Raw genomic sequence first — 20,778 nt, forward strand, 5'->3', positions numbered from 1 at the left:
GACCGTTTCAGCTGAAACTGGATCCAGCGTTTCCCACGGCACTCCTACGCCCCTCACAGCCTTACGACCCGCCCACAGTGCGGCCCTCCGCCCACCCCGCCAGGCCCCGGACGGCCACTGGCACCGAACAGGGCCTACGGCAGAACCCCCGCCCGGCGGGCCGTTGCCACTGCCTCGCCTCTGGTGTGGGCGCCCAGTTTGCGCATGGCCGCGCGGAGGTAGCTCTTGACGGTTTCCGGGCTCAGGCCCAGGCGGGTCGCCGCGGCGGCGTTGGTCGCGCCGGCGGCGACGCAGGTCAGTACGTCGATCTCGCGGGGGGCCAGGCTCACGCCCGCCACCGGGGTGGCCACCGTGGTCAACAGACCGCAGGCGTCGAGGAGTTCGGCGCGCAGGCCGGGGTCGGAGATCCGGGGGGCCAGGGCGCGCAGGGCCGCGTGGGCCTCGCGGACCTGCTCCCAGGCGACCCCGTCCGCAGGGTCCGGGGCGGGCGCCGTACGGGACGCCGCCAGCAGGTCCCGCGCCTGCTCCTCCGCCACCAGAGCCTGCTCCACGTCCCGCGCCGCCTCCACGGCCGCGCTCAGCGTCCGGTCGCCGAGCGGCTGGGCCGTGCGCAGCGCACCGTACAGCACGCCGCGCACCCGGCGCCGTACGACCACCGGCACGGCCAGCACCGAGCGCAGTCCCTCCGCGGCGACCGGGACGTCGTACTCGTGGCTGATCCGCGGGGACAGCGAGTAGTCCGTGACCGCGCACGGGCGGGCGAGCGCCACCGCCTTGCCACCGAGCCCGTTGCCGGAGCTCACCGCGAGCGCCCTGAGCGCGAGCGTCGTCGTGCCGGTCAGCTCGCTGATCCGCACCCGCGGCCGGCCCGGCTCGACCAGGCCGCCGAAGGCGACCGGGAGGCCCGTCGCACGCCGCAGCCGTACCAGCGCACCGCGGATCTCCGCCGCCCCGGACGCCTCCGTCCTCACCGCTCGCCCCTTCGCCGTGGACCTTCCCGCCCCACCACACCCCCGTTCGGGGGTGGTGAGACGCACATCACGGATTACACGATGGCAGAGAGCCGCCCGGCAATGGTCCGGAACCTAGGAGGACAGATGACGACGGCGACGGAGCTCTTCCGCAGGGCACGGGACTTCCTGCTGGAACACCGTGAGGACTACGCCACCGCCTACGCCGGCTTCGAGTGGCCCCGCCCCTCCCACTTCAACTGGGCACTGGACTGGTTCGACGCCGTCGCCGAGGGGAACGACCGCACCGCCCTGCACATCGTCGAGGAGGACGGCACCGAGACCCGCCTCTCCTTCGCCGAGATGTCCGAGCGTTCCAGCCGCGCGGCGAACTGGCTGCGCGACCGCGGTGTCGCCGCCGAGGACCGCATCCTCGTCATGCTCGGCAACCAGGCCGAGTTGTGGGAGACCGCGCTCGCCGCGATGAAGCTGCGCGCGGTCGTCATCCCCGCCACCCCGCTGCTCGGGCCCGCCGACCTGACCGACCGCGTCGAACGCGGCCGGGTCAAGCACGTGATCGCACGCGCCGCCGACACCGCGAAGTTCGTCGACGTCCCCGGCGCCTACACCCGTATCTCGGTCGGCGGCCTGCCCGAGGAGGGCTGGGAGCCCTACGAGGACGCGTACGCCGCCCCCGCCGAGTTCGTGCCGGACGGGCCCACCCTCGCCGACGACCCGCTGATGCTGTACTTCACCTCGGGCACCACGGCCCGCCCCAAGCTGGTGGAGCACACCCACGTCTCGTACCCCGTCGGGCACCTGGCGACCATGTACTGGATCGGCCTGAAGCCGGGTGACGTGCACCTGAACATCTCCTCGCCCGGCTGGGCCAAGCACGCCTGGTCGAACCTGTTCGCGCCGTGGAACGCCGAGGCGACCGTCTTCATCCACAACTACACCCGCTTCGACGCCGCCCGGCTGATGGCCGAGATGGACCGCGCGGGCGTCACCACCTTCTGCGCCCCGCCGACCGTGTGGCGCATGCTGATCCAGGCCGACCTCACCCAGCTGCGCACCCCGCCCCGCGCGGCCGTGGCCGCGGGCGAACCGCTGAACCCCGAGGTCATCGAGCAGGTCCGGCGTGCCTGGGGCGTGACCATCAGGGACGGCTTCGGCCAGACCGAGACCGCCGTGCAGGTCTCCAACAGCCCCGGCCAGCCGCTGAAGACCGGCTCCATGGGACGTCCCAGCCCCGGCTACCGCGTCGAACTGCTCGACCCGGTGTCCGGCGCGCCCGGCGCCGCCGAGGGCGAGATCGCGCTCGACCTCTCCGCGCGCCCGGTCGGCCTGATGACCGGCTACCACGGCGACCCGGACCGCACCGCGGAGGCGATGGCCGGCGGCTACTACCGGACGGGGGACGTCGCCTCCAGGGACGAGGAGGGATATCTGACGTACATCGGGCGGTCGGACGACGTCTTCAAGGCCTCCGACTACAAGATCAGCCCGTTCGAGCTGGAGAGCGCCCTGCTGGAGCACGAGGCCGTGGCCGAGGCGGCGGTCGTACCCGCACCGGACCCGCTGCGCCTGGCGGTGCCGAAGGCGTACGTCGTCCTCGCCGAGGGGTGGGAGCCCGGCACCGGCACCGCGAAGGCGCTCTTCGAGCACTCCCGGGAGGTGCTCGCCCCCTACAAGCGCATCCGCCGCCTGGAGTTCGGCGAGCTGCCCAAGACCGTCTCCGGCAAGATCCGCCGGATCGAGCTGCGCGAGGCCACGGCCGAGGGCTCGGCGAACGAGTACCGCGAGGAGGACTTCCGGTGAGCGCACTGGCGGCGACCGAACTGTCCTACGCCCACGGAACAAGCGGCACCCCTCTGCTGGGCGACACCATCGGCGCCAACCTCGACCGGGCGGTCGCCGCCTTCGGCGACCGCGAGGCGCTCGTCGACGTGCCCTCCGGACGCCGCTGGACCTACGCCGAGTTCGGCGCCGCCGTCGACGAGGTGGCGCGCGGACTGCTCGCCAAGGGCGTGGCCAAGGGCGACCGGGTCGGGATCTGGGCGGTCAACTGCCCCGAGTGGGTGCTCGTCCAGTACGCCACCGCCCGCATCGGCGTGATCATGGTGAACATCAACCCGGCCTACCGGGCCCACGAGGTGGAGTACGTGCTCCGGCAGGCCGGCATCTCGCTGCTGGTCGCCTCGCAGGCCCACCGGGGCACCGACTACCGGGCGCTGGTCGAGCAGGTCCGCGGCAAGTGCCCCGAGCTGCGGGAGACCGTCTACATCGGCGACCCGTCGTGGGACGCGCTGACGGCCGCCGGAGCCGGTGTGACGGCAGATCAGCTGATGGCGACACAGGCCGAGTTGAGTTGTGACGACCCGGTCAACATCCAGTACACCTCGGGCACCACGGGCTTCCCCAAGGGCGCCACGCTCTCCCACCACAACATCCTCAACAACGGCTACTGGGTGGGCCGTACGGTCGGCTACACCGAACGGGACCGGATCTGCATCCCCGTGCCCTACTACCACTGCTTCGGCATGGTGATGGGCAACCTGGCGGCGACCTCGCACGGCGCGTGCATGGTCATCCCGGCGCCGTCCTTCGAGCCGAGGGCCACCCTGGAGGCCGTGCAGCAGGAGCGCTGCACCTCGCTGTACGGGGTGCCGACGATGTTCATCGCGGAGCTGAACCTCCCCGACTTCGCGTCGTACGACCTCACTTCCCTGCGCACCGGCATCATGGCGGGCTCGCCCTGCCCGGTGGAGGTGATGAAGCGGGTGGTCGCCGAGATGCACATGGAGGAGGTCTCCATCTGCTACGGCATGACCGAGACCTCGCCGGTCTCCCTCCAGACCCGGATGGACGACGACCTCGAACACCGCACCGGCACGGTCGGCCGCGTACTGCCGCACCTGGAGGTCAAGGTCGTCGACCCGGCCACCGGCGTCACCCAACCCCGTGACGTGGCAGGCGAGTTGTGCACCCGCGGCTACAGCGTGATGCTCGGCTACTGGAACGAGCCCGAGAAGACCGCCGAGGCCGTCGACCCGGGCCGCTGGATGCACACGGGCGACCTGGCGGTGATGCGCGAGGACGGGTACGTCGAGATCGTCGGCCGTATCAAGGACATGATCATCCGCGGGGGCGAGAACATCTACCCCCGCGAGATCGAGGAGTTCCTCTACGGCCACCCGAAGATCCGCGACGTCCAGGTGGTCGGCGTGCCGCACGAGAAGTACGGCGAGGAGGTGCTGGCCTGCGTCATCCCGCTGGACGCGGCCGACCCGCTGACCCTGGAGGACCTGCGGGCCTTCTGCGAGGGCCAGTTGGCCCATTACAAGATCCCGAGCCGGCTGAGCATCCTGGACTCCTTCCCGATGACGGTCTCGGGGAAGGTGCGCAAGGTGGAACTCCGCGAGAAGTACACCCTGTGAACGGATGGCCGACGCCTCACGCACCCGTGGTGCGCGGGGCGTCGGCCGTGCGGTTCACCGGCCGCGGGGTGCGGTCCGGATTCCGGTCGGCCCGGTGCGCCGCGGCGAAACGCTCCGTAGACGTCCTCGGCGACGACCGGCAGGATCCCGATCGCCCCGGGCCCGGCCGGATGGTCCTGGCTCTGCTCCTTCACAGGCTGCGGGCGGTGATGTCGCCGTGGGAGGTGGTGGCGCGGATGTCGAGTTCGGCGGTGCCGTCGTTCTTGAGGGAGTTGCTGACGCGGCCGTAGCCGGTGCCGGCGTCCAGGGTGGCCGAGACGCCGCCGGCGGCGGCGACCGAGATGTCGCCGGACTGGGTGCGGAGCACGACCGTGCCGCGCACGGCCTCGGTGATCCGGATGTCGCCCCTCGCGGTGCTGATCTCCGCGGGGCCGCCCAGTCGGCCGACCTCGACGTCGCCGTCGAGCGCGGTGAGACGGACGCTCGCGGCCTCGTCGATCTTGATCTGACGGTACGCGCCCTCGAAGGAGACGTCGCCGAGGCGGCCGACGCCGCGGAGCTCCGATCCGGCGGCCTTGACCTCGACGCGGGAGCCGGCGGGCAGCTGGACGGTGACCTCCAGGGACCCGGAGGGGCCGAAGAGCTGGTTCTTGGGCTCGGCGGTGCGGATCCGCAGGACGCCGTCGGCGTAGGCGACGGTGGTCTGCTCGGCGGTCTGGACGTCGCGCTTCTTGGACGGGTTGGCGGGCAGGACCTCGACGGTGGTGTCGGCGCGGTCGGCGGCGATGAACTGGACGCGTCCGGCGGGGATGTCCAGGACGGCGGAGATCGGGGCGGGGCTGTCGAACTTCTGCATCATGCTCTCCCGTGCTCGCTCGTTGTTTCCGATGCCAGAAACGCTACGTTGCTTTCCAGGAGCCATCAACATACTTGTTGCACAGAATTAGCATCGATGCAGGTGGAGGCCGAATAAGTGTTGCAACGGACTCATTAGTAACGCAACGGAGACTGCTCCGATCATTGCAATGGGTGAAGAGTGAACGCTAGGGTGGCGGCGGGACCACCACGAAGGACCACCGAGGAGATCGCGATGCCGGGAGGCAGGCTCACCCAGCAGGAACGCCAGCAGATCGCGCTGGGGCTGGCCGACAGCCTCGCCTACGCCGAGATCGCCCGCCGCCTCGACCGTCCGACCTCGACGGTCACGCGCGAGGTGATGCGCAACGGCGGCCCCACCGCCTACCGCGCCGACCTGGCCCACCGCGCCACCGAACACCGCGCTCGCCGGCGCAGGCCCGCCCCCTCCCGCGGGTCGGAGTCGGTCCCCCAGCCGCACGGGCGCGACGCCGAGGCCGTGGCCGAGTACGAGGAGACGCTCACCACCGTCCTCATGGCCTCGGGCCTGCCCAAGATGACGGCCCGGGTGCTGACCTGCCTGTTCACCACAGACGCGGGCAGCCTCACCGCGTCCCAACTCGCTCAGCGCCTCCAGGTCAGCCCGGCGTCCATCTCCAAGGCGATCGCCTTCCTGGAGAGTCAGAGCCTGGTCCGCCGGGAACGCGACGAACGCCGCCGCGACCGCTACATCGTCGACGACGAACTCTTCTACCAGGCGACGATCGCCAGTGCCCGGTCCAACGACCAGCTCGTCGCGACCGCACGTCAAGGCGTCACCGTCCTCGGCCCCCGTACCCCCGCCGCCGCTCGCCTGGAGAACATCGCCCGCTTTCTCGACTTCATCAGCGAGAGCATCACCCGCGCAGCCGAGCAGGCCCGCGAGGTCCTCCACACCAAACCCGTAACAACCTCGACCGACCCCGCTCAGCCAGGTCCGGGTCACGAATAGACAGCCGTCTCGAAGGTCGCACCCGGCCCGATCGGCGCGGTGAGCGCCACCGTCACCCATGAGCGCCTTTGTCGTCTTGGGCGGCGCGGTTCCCCGGGCGCCCCGGCTTGCCGGGCGCTCAGGCGTGCGCGGCGGCAGGCAGGGCGGCGCGGCGGGCCGCTCCCGAGCATGGCCCATTCCAAGGTGTCGCGGCGGGGGCGGCGGTCGGGGAACGTCCCATGGGACTCCGCCGAACCCCCGCCTGTCCGGAGTTTCCGCCAGCCGGGGCCGCCCCTTGCCCACTCTTGACGCCCTTCGCGGGCCGCACTTACATTGCTTCCAGATAGTAGAAAGTAGTTTCCGCTATACGGAAGAGCAGCAACCGCGGGGCGCGACGGGCGTGCGAATCCGACAGCCGAAGACAGCCGAAGCAGGAGAACTCGATGGCTCGTATGACCGCTGCCCGTGCGGCAGTTGAGATCCTCAAGCGCGAGGGCGTCACCGCCGCGTTCGGTGTGCCGGGCGCCGCGATCAACCCCTTCTACGCGGCGCTCAAGGCGTCCGGCGGCATCAACCACACCCTCGCCCGCCATGTGGAGGGCGCCTCGCACATGGCCGAGGGCTACACGAGGACCCACGCGGGCAACATCGGCGTCTGCATCGGCACTTCCGGCCCCGCCGGCACCGACATGATCACGGGCCTGTACTCGGCCACCGGCGACTCCATCCCGATCCTGTGCATCACGGGCCAGGCCCCCACCGCCGTGATCCACAAGGAGGACTTCCAGGCCGTCGACATCGCCTCCATCGCCAAGCCGGTGACCAAGATGGCCGTCACCGTCCTGGAGGCCGCGCAGGTTCCCGGCGTCTTCCAGCAGGCCTTCCACCTGATGCGCTCCGGCCGTCCCGGCCCGGTCCTGATCGACCTGCCGATCGACGTCCAGCTCACCGAGATCGAGTTCGACCCGGAGACGTACGAGCCGCTGCCCGTCTACAAGCCGGCCGCGACCCGCGCCCAGGTCGAGAAGGCGGTCGCGCTGCTCAACGAGTCCGAGCGGCCGCTGATCGTCGCGGGCGGCGGTGTCATCAACGCCGACGCGTCCGAACTCCTCGTGGAGTTCGCGGAGCTGACGGGCACTCCGGTCGTCCCGACCCTGATGGGCTGGGGCGTCCTGCCCGACGACCACGAGCTGAACGCGGGGATGGTCGGCCTCCAGACCTCGCACCGCTACGGCAACGCGACCTTCCTGGAGTCCGACTTCGTCCTCGGCATCGGCAACCGCTGGGCCAACCGCCACACCGGCAAGCTGGACGTCTACACGGCCGGCCGGAAGTTCGTCCACGTCGACATCGAGCCCACCCAGATCGGCAAGATCTTCGCCCCCGACTACGGCATCGCCTCCGACGCCAAGGCCGCGCTGGAGCTGTTCGTCGAGGTGGCACGGGAGTTGAAGGCGGCCGGACGGCTGCCCGACCGCTCCGCCTGGGCCGCCGCCGCGCAGGAGAAGCGGGCGAAGCTCCAGCGCCGTACGCACTTCGACGACATCCCGATCAAGCCGCAGCGCGTCTACGAGGAGATGAACAAGGCCTTCGGCCCGGAGACCCGGTACGTCTCCACGATCGGTCTCTCGCAGATCGCCGGCGCCCAGATGCTGCACGTCTTCAAGCCGCGGCACTGGATCAACTGCGGCCAGGCCGGGCCGCTCGGCTGGACCGTCCCGGCCGCGCTCGGTGTCGCCAAGGCCGACCCGGAGGCGTCCGTCGTCGCCCTCTCCGGCGACTACGACTTCCAGTTCATGATCGAGGAGCTGGCGGTCGGCGCGCAGCACAAGATCCCCTACGTCCACGTGCTGGTCAACAACTCCTACCTGGGCCTGATCCGCCAGGCGCAGCGCGCCTTCGACATCGACTTCCAGGTCAACCTGGAGTTCGAGAACATCAACTCGCCCGAGCTGGGCGTCTACGGCGTCGACCACGTCAAGGTCGCCGAGGGCCTGGGCTGCAAGGCGATCCGGGTGACCGACCCCAATGAGCTCGGCGCCGCCCTCGAGGAGGCCAAGAAACTCGCCGCCGAGCACCGGGTGCCGGTCGTCGTCGAGGCGATCCTGGAGCGGGTCACCAACATCTCGATGTCGGGCACCAACGACATCAGCAACGTGGTCGAGTTCGAGGAAGTGGCCACGGAGCCCGGCCACGCCCCGACCTCCATCAGGGCACTGAAGGTCTGAGGCACGGACACCGATCGAAGGGGGCGGCCCGCCCGCAGGGGGCCGTCCCCTTCTCATGTTCATGCTGTTCCGACGTACCTCGTCGGAGCCGTCACACGGAAGCGCAGCTGAAGCCGCCCGAGCCGCCGCCCCAGGACTGCGGCAGCTCCCGCTCGGTCGTCCCGCCCCGCCCGAGGAGTCCCCCCTCCCGCGCGAAGCGCGGCATGAGCCGGGTCAGCGCCCGGTCCCCGTACAGGGCCACGGCCAGCAGCCGGTCGTCGAACGACAGGCCCCTTCCGGTGGCGGGCAGCGGATGCCGGTCCCGCAGGTCCCTCAGGGTTCGCCGGCCCGCCCGGGTGCGCCCGGGCGGGAAGACGCGCAGCAGCCCGGCGACGGTGAGTTCGTAGCGCAGGTCGATCAGTGCGAGCGCGACGGGTTCCCGGTCCAGCAACTGCCGCATGCCCGCGGGGCGGTAGAGGGCGGCGTGCACGGTCTTCGTCAGGTGGGGGAGGGCGGGGAGATCCGCCCCCGCGCCGTGGGCCGGCCCCGTGGTGCGCATCGTGCCGCCGCGTCCGGGACCGACGGCGCCCCGCGCCCGCAGAGCGAGCACGGCGACCGTGACGGCGGCGCGGCGGCCGCCCCGTAGAAACGCGATCTCGTGCGGCGCGAGCCGGTTCGTTGCGTCACTGTCCATGGGACCCCCAGCGGCCGGAACACGGGGCCCGCCGCCCCCGTACCGGCGGGCCCCGTCGAGGAGAATGTGCCCGCATCCGGGGCTGCCCGATACCTGCCGCCCCTACTTCAGAGCATGATTTGAGCATGCCGTACCCGCGGTACGCCCACTGCGGTAGACACCCCAGCCGCACCGTCCGCCGGCCATGCGGCGGCCCGGCTGCTCCGTACGTTCAGGTGTCGTCGTGTTCCGGTAGGCCCGGCCAGGTCTCGGGGCCGCCGCCCTGCCATTCGATGAGGTCGCTTTCCTCGACCTCCACGCGGTCCAGGTCGGCCAGTCGCAGGATTTCGACCACGTCGTCCAGGTGGGACGCGAGTCCGAGGGTCACGTCGCCCTCGGTCACCCGCCGGGAGCCGTCCAGGGCCGGTGCGTGCACCACGATGTGCGGATGCTTCGTGGGGTTGTCCATGTCCTCAGCCTCCTGACCCTCAGCCTCCTGCGCCGGCTCCCGGTCCGCACCCCGGGGACACCGGGACCTGGTGGACGACGAGGAGCGCCGGACCCGGGTTCCGACCCGGGTCCGGCGCTCCTCCTGCGGTCCGCTTGGTTGCCGTCCGACGGCGCGAGACTGGGCGCGACAGGACATTCGCGCCGCCGGACGGGATCAGGGGCCTCGCGGCAGGACCGTTCTGGGCGAGGCGGGTGGCCGGGACCGCGGCGGGTGCGACGGCTCCGGGACGTCCTCCCTCCGGTCGGGAGAACGCTCCGTCGCCTTCACCACCGCACTGGCTCGCACGCCGCCGCGGTCCACGCGCCCGCACGGCCATCGGGCGGCCACCCCTCATCCGGGTCGCCCGACGGCCCGGGCGGGCCGTACGCGTACGGGGTCCGGGGCATGACCTCCCGTTGGACCCCGTACGCGGGTCTCGGTGTCAGTCCTCGCGCAGGGCGCGTACCGCCTCCTCCACGCGCCTGCCGTAGTCCGGGTCGGCGGCGTGGAAGTGCGCGAGGTTCTTCTCGATCACGTCGTCGCGGGAGACCTGCGAGAGGCCGCCGGCGATGTTCGCGACCAGACGCCGCTTCTCCTCCTCGGACATCAGCCGGTACAGCTCGCCGGCCTGGAAGAAGTCGTCGTCCTTGGTGTGCGGGGGCGCCGCGTGGGTGCCCGTGTGGCCCGTCACCGCCAGCGGGGCCGACAGCGGACGGCCGGTCTCGACGGGGCCGTCGTAGGAGTTCGGCTCGTAGTTCTTGGCGTACCGGCCCTGGGAGTTGGACGCCATGAGGCCGTCACGGCCGTAGTTGTCCGCGCCGCCGGGCACGGCCTTCGGTGCGTTCACCGCGAGCTGGGTGTGGTTGACACCCAGGCGGTAGCGGTGGGCGTCGGCGTAGGCGAACAGCCGCCCCTGGAGCATCTTGTCCGGCGACGGGCCGACGCCCGGCACGAAGTTGTTCGGGGAGAACGCGGCCTGCTCGACCTCGGCGAACACGTTGTCCGGGTTGCGGTCCAGGACCAGCCGGCCCACCCGCCGCAGCGGGTAGTCCCTGTGCGGCCAGACCTTGGTCACGTCGAAGGGGTTGAAGCGGTAGTCGGCCGCCTCGGCCGCCGGCATGATCTGGACGTACAGCGTCCAGGACGGGTGCACCCCGCGCTCGATCGCCTGGAGCAGGTCCGTCTGGTGGGAGGCCGGGTCCGTGCCCGCGATCTCCTGGGCCTGCTCGGTGGACAGGCAGCGGATGCCCTGGTTGGTCTTGAAGTGGTACTTGACGAAGAAGGCCTCGCCCTCGGCGTTCGTCCACTGGTACGTGTGCGAGCCGTAGCCGTTCATGTGGCGGTACGAGGCGGGGATGCCGCGGTCGCCCATCAGCCAGGTCACCTGGTGCGTGGCCTCGGGGGAGTGCGCCCAGAAGTCCCAGACGTTGTCCGGCTCCTGACGGCCCGTGAACGGGTCGCGCTTCTGCGAGTGGATGAAGTCGGGGAACTTCACCGGGTCCTTGACGAAGAACACCGGCGTGTTGTTGCCGACGAGGTCGTAGTTGCCCTCCTCGGTGTAGAACTTCACCGCGAAGCCGCGCGGGTCGCGCACCGCGTCCGCGCCGCCGAGGGAGTCCGCCACCGTGGAGAAGCGCGCGAACACCTCGGTGCGCCTGCCGACCGTGCTCAGGAAATCGGCGTGGGTGTAACCGGTGACGTCGTCGGTCACCTCGAAGTGGCCGTGGGCGCCGGAGCCGCGGGCGTGCACCACGCGCTCCGGGATCCGCTCGCGGTTGAAGCGCGCCAGCTTCTCCAGCAGGTGCTGGTCCTGGAGGAGGAGGGGGCCGCCGATGCCGGCGGAGGCGGAGTTCTGGTTGTCGGCGACCGGGGCGCCGGACTCGGTCGTGAGGACGCGCTTCGACATCAGGGACCTTCCGTGCAGAGGAGCAGCGGAAATGCGTTTCCGCTTCGTGGAGTTTCCGCTTGCGTGGAGCCTAGGATCGGTGTGATCGACGCGTCAACAGTTTGTTGAACAAGGGGTGGTGGATCCGGACGGCGCCGCCGCCTGGGCGCGACATGACTGGTGTCGGCGGCGGCGCCGTCCGGAGGTCTGGGGTCCGTCAGACCTGGGCGCCGGACAGGCGCTCCACGGCCCGCAGCAGGGCCGAGTGGTCCAGGCCTCCGTCGCCCTGCGCGCGCAGGGAGGCCACCAGCTGGGCGACCACCGCGCCGACGGGCAGGGCGGCGCCTACGGTGCGGGCCGCGTCCGTCACGATGCCCATGTCCTTGTGGTGCAGGTCGATGCGGAAGCCCGGCTTGAAGTCCCGCTGGAGGAAGTTGTCCTTCTTCCGCGTCAGCACGGTCGAGCCCGCCAGGCCGCCGTTGAGGACGTCCAGCGCCGCCTTCAGGTCCACGCCCGACTTCTCCAGGAAGACCACGGCCTCGGCGCACGCCTGGATGTTCACGGCGACGATCAGCTGGTTGGCGGCCTTCACGGTCTGGCCGGAGCCGTGCGGGCCGCACAGCACGATCGTCTTGCCCAGGGCCTCGAAGAGCGGCTTGGCCGTGTCGAAGTCGGCCTGCTCGCCGCCGACCATGATCGACAGCACCGCCTCGACGGCGCCCGCCTCACCGCCGGAGACGGGGGCGTCCAGGACCCGGATGCCCTTGTCCTTGGCGGCGGCGGCCAGGTCGATCGAGGTCTGCGGGGTGATCGAGGACATGTCGATCAGCAGCGCGCCGGAGCGCGCGTTCTCCAGGATGCCGTCCGCGCCGTAGGCGATGGCCTCGACCTGCGGCGACGCGGGCACCATCGTGACGATCACGTCGGCGTCCCGGACCGCCTCGGCGATCGAGCCCGCCGCGGTGCCGCCCGCGGCGGCCAGCCGGTCCAGCTTCGCCTGCTCCAGCGTGTAGCCGGTGACGGCGTAGCCCGCCTTGATCAGGTTCTCGGACATGGGGGAGCCCATGATGCCGAGGCCGATCCAGGCGACCTTGGGAAGGGTGGTGGTCATGTGCGGGTGCCTCTCTAACTTCTGTGCTGCGTCTGGGAGTCGGGGCCCTGGAAGGTGCCGGGGCTGGTCAGCGGGCCGCTCGGGCCTCGGCCGGCAGCCACGCGAAGGCCTCGGCGCTCGGCCTGTCGCCCGGCTTGTACTCCAGGCCGACCCAGCCGTCGTAGCCGGCCTTCCCCAGCTGGCCGAGGAGGTCCTCCAGTGGGAGCGAGCCCGTGCCGGGCGCGCCGCGGCCGGGGTTGTCGGCGATCTGGACGTGGCCGGTCCGCGCGGCGTACCGCTCGATCACCGACGGCAGGTCCTCGCCGTTCATGGACAGGTGGTACAGGTCCATCAGGAACCTGGCGTTGCCGAGGCCCGACGCCGCGTTCACCTTGTCCACCACCTCGACGGCGGCGGGCGCGCTCACCAGCGGGTACAGCGGCGACTCCGGCTTGTTCAGTGCCTCGATCAGCAGGATCGCGCCGATCCGGTCGGCGGCCCGGGCCGCGAGGACCAGGTTGTCCAGCGCGAGCGCGTCCTGCTCGGCCGGGTCCACGCCCTCGACCCGGTTGCCGTACAGGGCGTTGAGGGCCGTGCAGCCGAGGGACTGGGCGAGATCCGCGGCCACGTCGATGTTGGCGCGGAACCTCTCCGACTCCTCACCGGGGACGGACAGTGCGCCGCGGTCGGGGCCCGGGAGCTTGCCCGCGTAGAAGTTCAGGCCGGTGAGCTGTACGCCCGCGTCCTCGATCGCCTTCTTCAGGGCATCGGTCTCGGAACGCTCCGGGGTGGGGGAGTCGATCCACGGCCACCACAGTTCGACCGCGGTGAAGCCGGCCGCGGCGGCGGCCGCCGGCCGCTCCAGGAGCGGGAGTTCCGTGAAGAGGATCGACAGGTTGACGTTGAAGCGCTGGTCTGCGAATCCCATCAGGGCCGCGCTCCCTTCCGTTGTCGCCGTATTCCGTATGGCGGAAGTTTGTTTCTGCCTAATGGAAGACTGCCGGGGGGTGTCGTGGCTTGTCAAGAGGGTGTGGGCGCCTGTGTGGATCCCGGTCGCCGGGACTGCCCGGAAAGCGGCCCGCACGTTAGGTTGTGCGCGTGCGATTGAGAGTGGAGTTCACGACCGAACCCTTCGACCTGGACGAGGCCCCCGCGCACGCGGTGGTGGCGCGGGAGGTCGTCGAGGCCGCCGAGCTGGACGCCGTGGACGTCGGCCCGTTCGGCAACACGGCCGAGGGGGGTGCCGACGCCGTCCTGGACGCCGTGGACGCCCTGCTGCGCAGGACCCTCCGGGCCGGCGCCACCCGGATCTCCCTTCAGGTCACCGTGATCGGGGAGGACGGGAGGTGATCGGGGAGGAGCCCTTCATCGCGGCCCTGAAGCCGCTGGTCGACGCGATCGGCGGCCGGATGCTCCCGCCCGACGAGGCCGGCCCCGACGACGTCGTGCTCTCCTGGGAGGGTGCCGTGGCCGTCGCCGTACGCCTGCCGCAGCTCGCCGACTCGCTGGACCACATCCTGGCCGCCATGGAGCGCAGGCAGGGCATGCCGCTCGCGGACCTGGACCGCAAGGCCAAGCAGGAGGTCGTGCGGGTGCTCGAGGCGCGCGGAGCCTTCTCCGTCCGGCATGGGGTGGAGACCGTGGCGAGCGCGCTGGGCGTCAGCCGCTTCACCGTCTACAACTACCTCAACCGCGACAAGCAGGGCTGAGCCGCCACCGGGCCCGTCGTCCCGGAATTTTCAACAAACTGTTGACGCAGTGTTCGACAGGGCGTTAGCTATCCGCAGCCCGTTCAACGCGAAGGCCGTCAACAGCCCACGGAGGCTCCCGTGACTTCGACCTCAACGCCACCGGGCCTCGCCCGATTCAACGCCCTCCCCGAAGCCGCGGCCCGAGCCGCCCTTCTGGAAGCGTGCGCCAGCACAACATGGGTCGAGCGGATGCTGGCGGCCCGCCCCTGCGGCACCCCCGACGACCTCGAAGCCGCGAGCGACGCCGCCATGTCGGAGCTGACCCCCGCGGACCTCGGGGAGGCGATGGCCGGCCACCCGCCGATAGGCCGTCCCAAGCCCGGCGACCCGGCCTCGGCCCGCGAACAGCGCGGCATGGCCGGCGCCTCCGAGGAACTCAAGGCCGAGATGCTCGACCTCAACCTGGCCTACCAGGACAAGTTCGGCCACGTCTTCCTCATCTGCGCCACCGGCCGGACCGGCGAGCAGATGCGCGACGCGCTCAAGGAGCGGATCGGCAACGCGCCGGAGCAGGAACGCGAGATCGTCCGCAGCGAACTGGGGAAGATCAACCGCATCCGGCTCGCCCGACTGCTCGAAGACGCCTGAGAAGACGCCCGAAGAGGAAAACATGAGCACCGAGACCACCGCCTCCGTGTCCACGCACATCCTGGACACCTCCGCCGGCCGCCCCGCAGCGGGCGTCGCCGTCCGCATCCTGGCCCGTTCCGGGCGGGATGCGGACTGGCAGGCGCTCGGCGGATCCTCGACCGACGCCGACGGGCGGTGCAAGGACCTTCCGGCGCCGCCGGAGGGCACCACCCACGTACGGCTCGAGTTCGACACCGAGACGTACTTCGCCAAGAAACAAGCCGCGGCCCAGCAGGACGCCCCCGCGCTCCGGGACAGCGAGAACGGCCGGCCGGTGTTCTTCCCCGAGGTCACCATCGCCTTCGCGGTGGTGCCCGGTGAGCACTACCACGTTCCGCTGCTGCTCAACCCGTTCGGCTACTCCGTTTACCGAGGGAGCTGACCGACACCATGACCCGTTTCGTCCTGGGACAGAACCAGTACGGCAAGGCCGAGAACCGAGTTGTCAAGATCACGCGTGACGGCGACACGCACCACATCAAGGACCTGAACGTCTCCATCGCCCTCTCCGGCGACATGGAGGAGGTCCACCGCAGCGGTTCCAACGCGAACGTCCTGCCGACCGACACCACCAAGAACACGGTGTTCGCCTTCGCCAAGGAACACGGGATCCAGAGCGCCGAGGACTTCGGCGTCAAGCTCGCCCGCCACTTCGTGGACAACACCGAGCCCATCCACCGGGCCCGCATCCGCGTCGAAGAGTACGCCTGGGAGCGGATCGAGACCTCGCAGTCCGGCGCGCGCTTCGTCGGCTCGGACGAGATCGCCCACTCCTTCGTCCGCAAGGGCCAGGAGACCCGCGTCGCCCAGATCACCTACGACGGCCACGGAATCCAGGTGCTCTCCGGATTCAAGGACCTGACCGTCCTGAACTCGACCAACTCCGAGTTCTTCGGCTTCCTGAAGGACAAGTACACCTCCCTCGAGGAGGACCACGACCGCATCCTCGCCACCACCGTCTCCACCTGGTGGCGGCACAACTGGAACGGCATCGACTCGCACGCCCCCGACTGGGAGCGCTCGTACAACGGGGTGCGCAAGCACGCGCTGCAGGCGTTCGCCGAGACCTACTCGTACTCGCTCCAGCAGACCCTCTTCGAAATGGGTGTGCGAGTGCTGAACTCCCGCGACGAGGTCGACGAGATCCGCTTCTCGATGCCCAACAAGCACCACTTCCGCTCGGACCTGTCGCCCTTCGGGATCGAGAACGATGCCAAGGACGGCGCCGTCTACTACGCCGCCGACCGCCCCTATGGCCTGATCGAGGCCACCATCCTGCGGGACGGCGCCGAGCAGCTCATCCCGGTCGACATGACAAACCTCTGACGCGGGACGCGCGCCACCGGACCCGCTCCGGACCGGTGGCGCGCCACACCGGAGGGAACGAAATGGCACTGCCTGCTCAAGGGCCCGTCGAAGGCCCGTGTTCCACCCCGCCGGTGCACACCGAGGACGCCGTCACGTCCGTGCACCCGGTCGACGAGAAGCTCCACCCCTCGCGGCTCGTCCCCGCCGCACTCCAGCACATCGCCGCCATGTACGCGGGCGTTGTCACCCCTCCGCTCATCATCGGCCAGGCCTGCGGCCTCGACATCGCGGGCCGCACCCGGCTCATCGCCGCCAGCCTGCTGATCGCCGGCGTCGCGACGATCCTCCAGACCATCGGCATCAAGCAACTCGTGGGCAACCGCCTGCCGTTCGTGAACGCCGCCTCCTCGGCCGGCATCGCCCCCATCCTCGCCATCGCCGAGAACAACGCCAAGGGCCACCAACTCCCCGCGATCTACGGCGCGGTGATGGTCGCCGGCGCCTTCTGCCTGGCCGTCGGCCCGTTCTTCGGACGGCTGCTGAAGTTTTTCCCGCCACTGGTCACCGGCGTGGTGATCACCCTCATCGGGGTCACGCTGATGCCGGTGCCCGTCGGCTGGGCGCAGGGCGGCGACCGGACCGCCGCCGGCTTCGGCTCCATGAAGAACCTCGCCCTCGCCGCGTTCACCCTCGTGGTGATCCTGCTGATCCAGCGCTTCGGCAAGGGCTTCGTCAAACAGGTCGCCCTGCTGTTCGGACTGCTCATCGGCACCCTGGCCGCCCTTCCGTTCGGCATGGCCGACTTCCGAGGCATCGCGTCCGCCCCGGTCGCCGCGCTGCCCACCCCCTTCGCCTTCGGCGCCCCCGTGTTCCAGCCCGCGGCCATCCTGTCGCTGTGCATCGTGATGCTGGTGCTGATGACCGAGTCCAGCGCCGGCATGCTCGCCCTCGGCGAGATCTGCGACCGCCGCGCCGACGCCCGGACCATCACCCGCGGCCTGCGCACCGACGGCCTCGCCACCCTGCTCGGCCCCGTCTTCGGCGGCTTCCCCACCTCCGCCTTCGCCCAGAACGTAGGCGTCGTCTCGCTGACCCGGGTGCGCAGCCGCTACGTCGTCGCCGTCGCCGGCTCCGCCCTGCTGCTCCTCGGCGCCTTCCCGGTCCTCGGCGCGGTCGTCTCCCTGGTGCCCATGCCGGTCCTCGGAGGCGCGGGCATCGTGCTCTTCGGCTCGATCGCCGTCAGCGGCATCCGCACCCTGTCCGAGGCCGGACTGGACGACAGCTCCAACATCATCCTGGTCGCCGTGGCCCTCGGCGCCGGCATCATCCCGCTGGCCGCGCCCACCTTCTACACCCGGTTCCCCGCCTGGGCGCAGACCGTCCTCGGCTCCGGAATCAGCGCCGGCGCCATCGTCGCCGTCATGCTCAACCTGTTCTTCCACCACCTCGGCACCCGGAGCAGCACGGCTCCGGCACTCAAATCCTCCTAGGGTCCTGCCGTGCCCTCCCCGTGGACGCCCCACGTCCACGGGCCGCCACCAAAGACAAGGAAGCGCAATGGCACCATCGGCAGCCCAGCGCGTCGTCATCGAGAACTGCGCGATCGCGACCGTGGACGCGGACGACACGGAGTACGCCTTCGGACACCTCGTCCTCGCCGGCAACCGGATCGAGTCGGTCGGCGCGGGCAAGGCCCCCGAGGGGCTGAAGGACGTGGTGCGCCGGATCGACGCGAGCGGCCATCTGGCCACGCCCGGTCTGGTCAACACCCACCACCACTTCTACCAGTGGATCACCCGGGGCCTGGCCACCGACCACAACCTGTTCGACTGGCTCGTCGCGCTCTACCCGACCTGGGCGCGCATCGACGAGGAGATGGTGTACGCGGCGGCCCAGGGGTCGCTGGCGATGATGGCCCGCGGCGGCGTCACCACCGCCATGGACCACCACTACGTCTTCCCGCACGGCTCCGGAGACCTGTCCGGCGCGATCATCCGGGCGGCCCGCGAGACGGGCGTGCGGTTCACCCTGGCCCGCGGTTCGATGGACCGCGGCGAGAAGGACGGCGGACTGCCGCCGGACTTCGCCGTGGAGACGCTCCAGGGCGCGCTCGCCGCCACCGAGGAGACCGTTCGGCGGCACCACGACGCCTCCTTCGACGCCATGACGCAGGTCGCCGTCGCCCCCTGCTCCCCGTTCTCCGTCTCCACCGAACTGCTCCAGCAGGCCGCGGAGTTGGCCCGCCGGCTCGGCGTACGGCTGCACACCCACGGCTCGGAGACGGTCGAGGAGGAGAAGTTCTGCCACGAACTGTTCGGCATGGGCCCCACCGACTACTTCGAGTCCACGGGCTGGCTGGGCGAGGACGTGTGGATGGCGCACTGCGTCCACATGAACGACTCCGACATCGCCGCCTTCGCCCGCACGAAGACCGGTGTGGCGCACTGCCCCTCCTCCAACGCCCGCCTCGCGGCCGGAATCGCCCGGGTCCCCGACATGCTGGCGGCGGGCGTCCCGGTCGGCCTCGGTGTCGACGGCACCGCCTCCAACGAGTCCGGCGAACTCCACACCGAACTGCGCAACGCCCTGCTGATCAACCGCCTCGGCGCACACCGCGAGGCGGCCCTGAACGCCCGTCAGGCGCTGCGCCTGGGCACCTACGGCGGCGCCCAGGTGCTCGGCCGGGCCGGCCAGATCGGCTCGCTGGAGCCGGGCAAGCTGGCCGACCTGGTGCTGTGGAGGATGGACACGCTGGCCCACGCCTCGATCGCCGACCCGGTGACCGCCCTGGTACTGGGCGCGGCGGCACCGGTCACCGCCTCCTTCGTGGACGGGCGGCAGATCGTCGAGGACGGCCGGTTGCTGACCGCCGACGAGGACGCCATCGCCCGTGCCACGCGGGCCGAAGCACAGCGGCTGGCGCGCATCACCGCGCAGAGCTGACCGACTGAGGAACTCCGGACGGGAGGGACGGCTCCCGACCGGTAGCCGTGGACCCGAGCGGGGTCCGCGGCGGGCCGGCTCCGGGGCGCGCTTGGACACGCGCCCCGGAACGGTCTCCGTTCGCCCCGCGGGCCCCGCCGAGGGCCCGTCCCCGGTCCCGCACGACCGCACGCACCACCTCTTTGACATCCACGTCGAAGACGACGTGTTAACCGACCGGAGGAGCCGCCGTGACCGCTCACCCCACGTCCCGTGACGAGGCACGACAGCCAGCCGAGTCCACCATCCATCCCGTGGACGAGAAACTCCCCATCCTGAAGATGGCGACCAGCGGCCTGCAGCATGTGGCCGCCATGTACGCGGGTGTGGTCGCCCCGCCTCTGATCGTCGGCGCGGCCATCGGCCTGTCCGGCACCGAACTGACCTTCCTCACCGGGGCCTGCCTGTTCACGGCCGGTCTCGCCACCTTCCTGCAGACCCTCGGCATCTGGAAGATCGGCGCCCGGCTCCCCTTCGTCAACGGCGTCACCTTCGCCGGTGTCGCCCCCATGACGGCGATCGTCGCCTCCACCAAGGACAAGTCCGACGCCCTGCCGATCATCTTCGGCGCGGTGATCGTGGCGGGTGTCCTCGGCTTCCTGGCCGCGCCCATCTTCTGCAAGGCGATCCGCTTCTTCCCGCCGGTGGTCACCGGCACCGTGATCACCCTGATCGGTGTCTCCCTGCTGCCCGTCTCCTTCGGCTGGGCCCAGGGCCCCAATCCGGCCGCGCACGACTACGGTTCGGCGACGAACCTCACCCTGGCCGGCATCACCCTGGTCATCGTCCTGCTGCTGCGCCGCTTCACCCGCGGCTTCGTCAAGCAGATCGCGGTCCTGCTCGGGCTGATCGCCGGCACGGTCATAGCGATTCCGTTCGGGGTCACGGACTTCGGCCCGGTGACGGACGCCCAGGTGGTCGGCTTCCCGACCCCCTTCCACTTCGGCGCGCCGCAGTTCCAGGTCGCCGCGATCCTGTCGATGTGCGTGGTGATGGTGGTCTCGATGACCGAGTCCACCGCGGACATGCTGGCCCTCGGTGAGATCGTCGAACGCCCGGTGAACGAGAAGACGATCGCCGCCGGTCTGCGCGCCGACACGCTCGGCTCCGCCGTCAGTCCCCTGTTCAACGGCTTCATGTGCAGCGCCTTCGCGCAGAACATCGGCCTGGTGGCCATGACCCGGATCCGCAGCCGCTTCGTGGTGGCCTTCGGCGGCGGCTTCCTGGTCCTGATGGGCCTGTGCCCGATGGCCGCCTCGCTCATCGCCGTCGTACCGCGCCCGGTGCTCGGCGGCGCGGGCGTGGTCCTGTTCGGCTCGGTGGCCGCCAGCGGCATCCAGACCCTGGCCCGGGCCGGCCTCGACAAGGACAACAACGTCCTGATCGTCGCCGTCTCGATCGCCGTCGGCATCATCCCGATCACGGTGCCGAACTTCTACCACGCCTTCCCTGAGCTTGAAATTAAACCTTCGGTGATCGTTCGGGGATCGAGTGGTTCACCCACATGGGAATCTGCCGGACATGACGACGACCTCCCTTTCACGCTG

At 70.6% G+C, this 20,778-nt stretch carries 19 protein-coding genes; 12 read left to right on the plus strand and 7 right to left on the minus strand.

Annotation, left to right across the window (positions count from 1 at the left end; all coding sequences use genetic code 11):
- Positions 1–134: 134 nt before the first annotated feature.
- Positions 135–971 carry a response regulator transcription factor gene (locus tag ACFY3J_RS18275; RefSeq protein WP_384185189.1) on the minus strand — a complete coding sequence of 279 codons (837 nt, stop codon included), beginning with the start codon at positions 969–971 and terminating at the stop codon, positions 135–137.
- 126 nt (positions 972–1,097) lie between these two features.
- Between ACFY3J_RS18275 and ACFY3J_RS18280 the strand changes: the two genes are divergently transcribed.
- On the plus strand, positions 1,098–2,771 hold the full coding sequence (locus tag ACFY3J_RS18280) for an AMP-binding protein (RefSeq protein ID WP_384185192.1): 1,674 nt from the start codon (positions 1,098–1,100) through the stop codon (positions 2,769–2,771).
- 5 nt (positions 2,772–2,776) lie between these two features.
- Positions 2,777–4,390, plus strand: a complete 1,614-nt coding sequence (locus ACFY3J_RS18285) for an AMP-binding protein (protein WP_384185357.1) — start codon at positions 2,777–2,779, stop codon at positions 4,388–4,390.
- A 190-nt stretch (positions 4,391–4,580) separates the two neighbouring features.
- Here ACFY3J_RS18285 and ACFY3J_RS18290 read toward each other — a convergent pair whose 3' ends face one another.
- A complete protein-coding gene (locus ACFY3J_RS18290) occupies positions 4,581–5,246 on the minus strand; it encodes a DUF4097 family beta strand repeat-containing protein (RefSeq protein ID WP_384185360.1) in 666 nt (221 codons plus the stop codon).
- A gap of 234 nt (positions 5,247–5,480) precedes the next feature.
- Between ACFY3J_RS18290 and ACFY3J_RS18295 the strand changes: the two genes are divergently transcribed.
- Entirely contained in the window at positions 5,481–6,236 is a 756-nt protein-coding gene (locus ACFY3J_RS18295; protein WP_384185195.1) for a helix-turn-helix domain-containing protein, read from the plus strand.
- Between the two features lie 422 nt (positions 6,237–6,658).
- Positions 6,659–8,443 carry a glyoxylate carboligase gene (gene gcl / locus ACFY3J_RS18300; RefSeq protein ID WP_390841248.1) on the plus strand — a complete coding sequence of 595 codons (1,785 nt, stop codon included), beginning with the start codon at positions 6,659–6,661 and terminating at the stop codon, positions 8,441–8,443.
- 91 nt (positions 8,444–8,534) lie between these two features.
- Here the strand turns inward: gcl and ACFY3J_RS18305 are convergent, their stop codons facing one another.
- The 5 genes from ACFY3J_RS18305 to ACFY3J_RS18325 all read right to left on the minus strand — a co-directional run bounded on the left by ACFY3J_RS18305 (position 8,535) and on the right by ACFY3J_RS18325 (position 13,488).
- Positions 8,535–9,116, minus strand: coding sequence for a TIGR04222 domain-containing membrane protein (locus ACFY3J_RS18305; protein WP_390841249.1), 582 nt, complete (start codon positions 9,114–9,116; stop codon positions 8,535–8,537).
- Between the two features lie 211 nt (positions 9,117–9,327).
- Positions 9,328–9,564, minus strand: a complete 237-nt coding sequence (locus ACFY3J_RS18310) for a hypothetical protein (RefSeq protein WP_141357001.1) — start codon at positions 9,562–9,564, stop codon at positions 9,328–9,330.
- A gap of 463 nt (positions 9,565–10,027) precedes the next feature.
- Entirely contained in the window at positions 10,028–11,491 is a 1,464-nt protein-coding gene (locus ACFY3J_RS18315; RefSeq protein WP_384185205.1) for a catalase, read from the minus strand.
- Positions 11,492–11,687: 196 nt separating this feature from the next.
- Positions 11,688–12,581 (minus strand): 2-hydroxy-3-oxopropionate reductase, encoded by an 894-nt coding sequence (locus ACFY3J_RS18320; RefSeq protein WP_384185208.1) that lies wholly within the window; start codon positions 12,579–12,581, stop codon positions 11,688–11,690.
- Between the two features lie 67 nt (positions 12,582–12,648).
- A complete protein-coding gene (locus ACFY3J_RS18325) occupies positions 12,649–13,488 on the minus strand; it encodes a TIM barrel protein (protein ID WP_390841250.1) in 840 nt (279 codons plus the stop codon).
- A gap of 170 nt (positions 13,489–13,658) precedes the next feature.
- Here ACFY3J_RS18325 and ACFY3J_RS18330 point away from each other — a divergent pair, with 170 nt between their 5' ends.
- From ACFY3J_RS18330 to ACFY3J_RS18365, 8 genes are all read left to right on the plus strand, one after another.
- The gene (locus ACFY3J_RS18330; RefSeq protein ID WP_376499508.1) at positions 13,659–13,910 is read left to right on the plus strand and encodes a hypothetical protein; all 252 of its coding nucleotides are present in this window, start codon (positions 13,659–13,661) and stop codon (positions 13,908–13,910) included.
- Positions 13,907–14,269, plus strand: a complete 363-nt coding sequence (locus tag ACFY3J_RS18335; RefSeq protein ID WP_361412247.1) for a helix-turn-helix domain-containing protein — start codon at positions 13,907–13,909, stop codon at positions 14,267–14,269. The genes ACFY3J_RS18330 and ACFY3J_RS18335 overlap by 4 nt, the downstream gene beginning before the upstream one ends.
- A gap of 120 nt (positions 14,270–14,389) precedes the next feature.
- Entirely contained in the window at positions 14,390–14,899 is a 510-nt protein-coding gene (uraD, locus tag ACFY3J_RS18340; protein ID WP_384185215.1) for a 2-oxo-4-hydroxy-4-carboxy-5-ureidoimidazoline decarboxylase, read from the plus strand.
- Between the two features lie 22 nt (positions 14,900–14,921).
- Complete coding sequence (gene uraH, locus ACFY3J_RS18345; RefSeq protein ID WP_384185219.1) at positions 14,922–15,323, plus strand: hydroxyisourate hydrolase; 402 nt, start codon at positions 14,922–14,924, stop codon at positions 15,321–15,323.
- A gap of 8 nt (positions 15,324–15,331) precedes the next feature.
- Positions 15,332–16,267, plus strand: coding sequence for a factor-independent urate hydroxylase (gene pucL / locus ACFY3J_RS18350; RefSeq protein ID WP_376403067.1), 936 nt, complete (start codon positions 15,332–15,334; stop codon positions 16,265–16,267).
- A 62-nt stretch (positions 16,268–16,329) separates the two neighbouring features.
- The gene (locus ACFY3J_RS18355) at positions 16,330–17,739 is read left to right on the plus strand and encodes a nucleobase:cation symporter-2 family protein (protein ID WP_390841251.1); all 1,410 of its coding nucleotides are present in this window, start codon (positions 16,330–16,332) and stop codon (positions 17,737–17,739) included.
- A 67-nt stretch (positions 17,740–17,806) separates the two neighbouring features.
- On the plus strand, positions 17,807–19,192 hold the full coding sequence (locus tag ACFY3J_RS18360) for an 8-oxoguanine deaminase (protein ID WP_390841252.1): 1,386 nt from the start codon (positions 17,807–17,809) through the stop codon (positions 19,190–19,192).
- Between the two features lie 320 nt (positions 19,193–19,512).
- The coding region (locus ACFY3J_RS18365; RefSeq protein WP_390841259.1) for a nucleobase:cation symporter-2 family protein at positions 19,513–20,778 on the plus strand (1,266 nt) is incomplete at its 3' end.

It is taken from the genome of Streptomyces sp. NPDC001231 (assembly GCF_042896885.1).
Classification (GTDB): domain Bacteria; phylum Actinomycetota; class Actinomycetes; order Streptomycetales; family Streptomycetaceae; genus Streptomyces.